Source organism: Hymenobacter guriensis, assembly GCF_015773195.1.
Taxonomy (GTDB): domain Bacteria; phylum Bacteroidota; class Bacteroidia; order Cytophagales; family Hymenobacteraceae; genus Hymenobacter; species Hymenobacter guriensis.
Genome location: NZ_JADWYK010000026.1, coordinates 22,715 through 29,326, shown reverse-complemented (window position 1 = coordinate 29,326; position 6,612 = coordinate 22,715). Strand labels below are relative to the sequence as shown.

The window sequence follows — 6,612 nt, the reverse complement described above, 5'->3', positions numbered from 1 at the left end:
GGCACGGACCCTGATGGCACCGCTATCATCAGCTATGCCTTGACGAATCTGACCACGGCGCAGACGGCCGGTACGTTCTCCTATCTGGTGGGTGGTACGGGTACAGTCTATACCGACATCACGGCCGCCAGCATCACGCTGACAGCAGCCGAAGCCAACTCGCTGCGCTTCGACCCCAACGGCGGCCCCGTGGGGGTATTCACCTTCAACATGGCCGCCATCGACAACGACGGCGCACAGGATGCCACGCCCGCGACCTTCACGCTGACTATCACCAACGCAGCGCCTATTACAACAGCCAAGAGTACGACAATTGCGCAGGTCGCGGATGCTACGGACCTGGCAGACTTCACCGGCACGGACCCTGATGGCACCGCTATCATCAGCTATGCCTTGACGAATCTGACCACGGCGCAGACGGCCGGTACGTTCTCCTATCTGGTGGGTGGTACGGGTACAGTCTATACCGACATCACGGCCGCCAGCATCACGCTGACAGCAGCCGAAGCCAACTCGCTGCGCTTCGACCCCAACGGCGGCCCCGTGGGGGTATTCACCTTCAACATGGCCGCCATCGACGAAGACGGCGCACAGGATGCCACGCCCGCGACCTTCACGCTGACTATCACCAACGCAGCGCCTACTACAGCAGCCAAGAATCAGACACTGCCTCAAGCAGCGGACGCTACGGACCTGGCAGACTTTACCGGCACGGACCCGGATGGCTCAGTAGTTAGTTATGCCTTGACGAATCTGACCACGGCGCAGACGGCCGGTACGTTCTCCTACCTGGTGGGTGGTACGGGTACAGTCTATACCGACATCACGGCCGCTAGCATCACGCTCACGCAAGCCGAAGCCAACTCGCTGCGCTTTGACCCCAATGGCGGGCCGATTGGCACTTTCAGCTTCGACATGGCTGCCATCGACAACGACGGCAGACAGGACACTTCCCCCGTGGCCTTCAGACTGACTATCACTAACGCAGTGCCGGAGACGGACAACAAGGTGCAGACGCTGGCCCAGACGCTGGCGGCGACGGACCTGGTAGACTTTACCGGCACGGACGATGCCCCCATCGCCAGCTATGCCTTAACGAACCTGGGCAACGCGCAGACAGCCGGCACGTTCTCGTACCTGGTGGGTGGCGCGGGCACGACCTACACCACCATTGGTGCCGCCGTGACCAGCATCACGCTGACAGCAGCCGAAGCCAACTCGCTGCGCTTTGACCCCAACGGTGGCCCCGTGGGGGACTTTGTCTTCAACATGGCTGCCATCGACAACGACGGCGCACAGGATGCTACGCCTGCGACCTTCACGCTCACCATCACTAACCTGGCACCGGAAACAGCCGATAAAGTGGCTACACTATCTAGTGGAGCTAATGCCACGGCTATACCATCCCTGACTGCTACGGACCCAGATGGCGGCACTATCACCAACTATGCGCTGACGAACCTGGCCAGTGTTCAGACGGCTGGTACGCTTTCTTACCTGGTAGGTGGAACGGGTGCCCGCACTTCCATCACGGCCGCCAGCACTACGCTCACGGCCACTGAGGCAGGAACGTTGCAGTATGACCCCAACGGCACTATAAGTGGCACCCTCACCTTCAACATGGCCGCCATCGACAACGACGGCGGGCAGGATGCCTCTCCGGCTACCTATACCCTGAACATCACCAACGCCGCCCCGGTAGCGGTGAACGATGCGGCTACGACGGGCAACGACGTGACCACGCCTTTCTTCTCTGTGACGGCTAACGACACGGATGCCGACGGCAACGCCACCATCAACCAGGCCAGCGTGGACCTGGACCCGAGCTCGGCCGGCACGCGCGAGACAACGCGCACGGTAACCGGCGGTGTGTTCACGGCCGATAACCTGGGCAACGTCTCCTTCAACCCCGATGCCAACTTCTTCGGCACTGCCTCCGTCACCTATACTATTAAGGATGCTCTGGGTCTAACCAGCAATGCTGCTACCATCTCGGTGACAGTGGGCGCTCCTGCCTGCGCAGAGCCTTCGTACTTCGACAACACGACGGCCTCCAACGGCCTGACAGCTGAGTACTACGCTGGCGCGTTCTACACGCAAGCGGGTTTCAACGCCAATGCCATTACGTTCTTCCAGCGCACGGCTCCCGTACGCCGGATTGATCAGACCGTGGACTTTACGACGGCTACTTTCGGCAACATTGTGCCACCGGCTACAGGTACAACTGCTAACCCGAACGCCTTCAGTGCGCGTTACCGGGGCAGCATCAACATTCCGGTGACGGGTAGCTACACGTTCTACCTCACGTCGGACGATGCCTCCTACCTGTTCCTGGATGCTGCGGCTCTGGCCCAGACACCGAATGCGACCAACGCGACCATCAACAACGGTGGCGGCCATGCTTCGGCACTGGTGCAAACGACGGTTACGCTCACCGCTGGTAAGCACGGCATACTGATCCTGTATGCAGAAGACGGTGGCGGCAACAACTTGAACTTCGAGTGGAGCAGCACGGCCGCCGGCATTGCCCGGCAAGTAGTCCCCGCCGCCGCCCTGTGCGCCGGCCCGGCTACGCCCAACGCTACACCCGTCGCGCTGGACCGCAGCACCAGTCTGTTCGCCTCGGCTGCTACGGCGGCCCTCTCGCCTAACCTGGGTGCCACAGATGCCGATGGGGATGCCACGGTTTCCTACTTCAACATCGAGACCTTGCCCGCCGCCGCTGCTGGTGTGCTGGCTTACAACGGTACGGCCGTCGTAGTCGGTCAGGCTATTCCAGCTGCTTCGCTGAACCTGCTCACCTTTGATCCGGTCAACACCTACAGCGGAACGGCATCCTTCACCTACTCCGTAACCGATGCCACCGGCCGCAAGGACCTGAGCTCAGCTACTTATACCATCACTATCTCCTCTGCCCCGGTAGCGGTGAACGATGCGGCTACGACGGGCAACGACGTGACCACGCCTTTCTTCTCTGTGACGGCTAACGACACGGATGCCGACGGCAACGCCACCATCAACCAGGCCAGCGTGGACCTGGACCCGAGCTCGGCCGGCACGCGCGAGACAACGCGCACGGTAACCGGCGGTGTGTTCACGGCCGATAACCTGGGCAACGTCTCCTTCAACCCCGATGCCAACTTCTTCGGCACTGCCTCCGTCACTTACACCATCAAAGACAACGATGGCAACGTGAGTAATGTGGCCACCATCTCGGTAACGGTGGATGCTCCTGCCTGCGCAGAGCCTTCGTACTTCGACAACACGACGGCCTCCAACGGCCTGACAGCTGAGTACTACGCTGGCGCGTTCTACACGCAAGCGGGTTTCAACGCCAATGCCATTACGTTCTTCCAGCGCACGGCTCCCGTACGCCGGATTGATCAGACCGTGGACTTTAGCGGTAGTGGTTTTGGCGACATTAACCCCGCTGCTACCAGTACGACGAATCCTGAAACCTTCAGTGCGCGTTACCGGGGCAGCATCAACATTCCGGTGACGGGTAGCTACACGTTCTACCTCACGTCGGACGATGCCTCCTACCTGTTCCTGGATGCTGCGGCTCTGGCCCAGACACCGAATGCGACCAATGCGACCATCAATAACGGTGGCAGTCACGGCTCAACGTTAGTACAAACGACGGTTACGCTCACGGCCGGTAAGCACGACATACTGATCCTGTATGCAGACAACTTGGTGGATAACATTCTCAAGTTCGAATGGAGTAGCACGGCCGCCGGCATTGCCCGGCAAGTAGTCCCCGCCGCCGCCCTGTGCGCCGGCCCGGCTACGCCCAACGCTACACCCGTCGCGCTGGACCGCAGCACGAGCCTGCTGAACTCGGCTGCTACAGCGGCCCTCTCGCCTAACCTGGGCGCCACGGATGCCGATGGGAATGCCACGGTTTCCTACTTCAATATCGAGACCCTGCCCGCCGCCGCTGCTGGTGTGCTGGCCTATAACGGCACGGCCGTCGTAGTCGGTCAGGCCATTCCGGCTGCTTCGCTGAGCCTGCTCACCTTTGATCCGGTCAACACCTACACCGGGCCCGCTTCCTTCACCTACTCCGTAACCGACAACACTGGCCGCAAGGACCTGACACCGGCTACGTACTCCATCTCGATAGAAGCACCGAACACCATCTCCGGAGTTGTGTTTGAAGATGTAACTTATGGTGGTGGCAATGGCCGCAGCCTGCTGGCCTCCGGCGGAGTGGTTCGCTCGGGTGCAACGGTAGAGCTGTATTACGCCAATGGCGCTCCGGTTATCGATGCTACTACCAACACCATCAAGACGACTACCACAGATGCCAGCGGCGCTTATAGCTTCTCCGGCTTGCTAGGTAGCACCTACCAGGTGCGAGTAGTCAACAGCACGGTAAGCAGCAGCCGTAACGGCTACGTGAACACTCTAATTGGGGTGCAGACATTCGTAAACGGTGACGGAGCACAGGTCGGCGGTACTACCCCGGCTGGGGTAGATGGCGCCGCTAACACCGGCACCCAGACGTTGGCGCAGGTTGGAGTAGCACAGTCGTTGGCCTCCGTTACGGTTAGCAACGGTCAGGTACAGAACGCGGTTGACTTCGGTTTCAACTTCGACGCGGTTGTGAATACCAACAATACGGGCCAAGGCTCCCTCCGTCAGTTCATCACGAACAGCAATGCACTGGAGAATACTGTAGCCTTCCAGCAGGTAGGGCAAACGGCCGGAACAGAAGCCGCTATTTTCAATATCCCTGCCTCCGCTCTGACCACTACCAGTGCTGGCAATCAGGCTTTCATCATCAATCTAACCACTGCTCTGCCTAATATTTCCGGCGCCAACGCGGTCCGGACCGTCATTAATGGTGCTGTTCAGACTGCCTATACCGGCAATACCAATGCCGCGGTAGCTGGAGTGACCACCGGTCCGGAGATAATCCTGAACGTTACTGCAGGCAGCTATGATATCCTGGGTATCAGTGCAGCCGATGTAGTTATTGAGGGTCTTGGTTTCACGGGAGCCCGCGCCACGGTAGCTCAGTTGAACACGGCCGGAAATACCAACGGTACGGGTATCTACATCAATGCTAACGGTGACCGAGCTGTCATTCGCAACTCGGACATCTATGGTAACCTGAAAGCGGGCATCCTGATTAATAGCGCCACGGGGGTAAACTTGACTGATAATATCGTCCGTAACAACGGCGGTACAATCAACGGTGTAACCAACCTCAACGGCCAGGGTATTGACGTGTTTGGTGCTAATCAAACGACTGTTTCGGGTAATACAATCAGTGGTAATGCTGGCTACGGCATCAACCTTGATGTGAACTTTACGGGAACCACGGTGCGTAACCCTTCAAACAACACGATCAGCCTCAACACGCTATCGGGCAACGGTACGGGCACCGCGCAACGGGCTGGTCTGGCTATCCTGGCCGATGGTACCGGCAACCTGGTTTCACTTAACACCTTCACCGGCAACGTGGGTGACGGTATCCTGGCCACGGCTGGTACCAACAACACCTTCTCGCAGAACAGCTTCGCTGGCAATGGAGAACAGTCCATCGACCTGATGAGCGGCGCTACTGGTGCCGGCGTAAGCATCAATGATGATCAGGATGGTGACACCGGGGCAAACACCCTGGTTAACTTCCCGGTGTTCAAGCAGGCCACTATCGACGGAGGCATCCTCAAGATCGAAGGCTACGCCTCAGCTGGCGCTACGGTAGAGCTCTACCTGGCTAACCCCGGAAGCGGTGAGAATTTCGGTGAAGGTGGCTCCTACGTATTCAGCTTCGTGGAAGGCAGCAGCGCTGATAGCGACACGCGCCAAGCCAGCTACAGCGGCCAAGTGAACGGCCTGAGCCAGGGCAGCGAAACCAACCAGAACATGTTCCAGTTCTCGCTGGACCTGAGCACGCTGCCCGAGGCCCTGCGCAACGCACTGACGGCCCTGGAGGCCAAAGTAACGGCTACGGCCACCAAAGCTGGCCAGGGTACGTCGGAATTCTCGGGCAACCTGACGCTGACCGCTGGTCCGCTGCCGGTTGAGCTGACGGTGTTCACGGCCAAAGCCGTAGCCCAGGATGCTCAGCTAGCCTGGCACACGGCTTCGGAGAAGAACAACGCCTACTTCACCGTAGAGCGCAGCTTCGACGGCCGTACGTTCTCGGCCATCGGCCAAAAAGAAGGTAATGGTTCGACTACCACGGCCCACGACTACGCCTTCACCGACAAGGGAGTAGGTCGTCAGCACAGCGGCCTGGTGTACTACCGCCTGCGTCAGGTAGACCTGGATGGCACGTTCAGCTTCAGCGAAACGCGCACGGTGCGCTTCTCGGCTCCGGTTGTAGCCGGCACGGTACAGCTCTATCCCAACCCCGCCACAACCCAGTCGACGCTGGACCTGAGCAGCCTGCCCCAGGGCAGCTACCAGGTAACGCTGGTAGATATGGCCGGCCGCATCGTTCGCACGGTGTCGGTACAGGGCGGCCTGGAGTCGAAGCTGGAAGTGCGTGACCTCGCCGAGGGCTCCTACACGGTGCTGGTGCGCGGCCAGAATACCACGCACAACCTCAAGCTGGTGAAGCGTAACTAAGCTCGCAGCCGCTTTTCAAAAAGGCTC

At 59.6% G+C, this 6,612-nt stretch carries 1 protein-coding gene; it reads left to right on the top strand.

Annotation, left to right across the window (positions count from 1 at the left end; all coding sequences use genetic code 11):
* Positions 1-39: 39 nt before the first annotated feature.
* On the top strand, positions 40-6,585 hold the full coding sequence (locus tag I5L79_RS22910) for a PA14 domain-containing protein (protein ID WP_231403277.1): 6,546 nt from the start codon (positions 40-42) through the stop codon (positions 6,583-6,585).
* Positions 6,586-6,612: the final 27 nt, after the last annotated feature.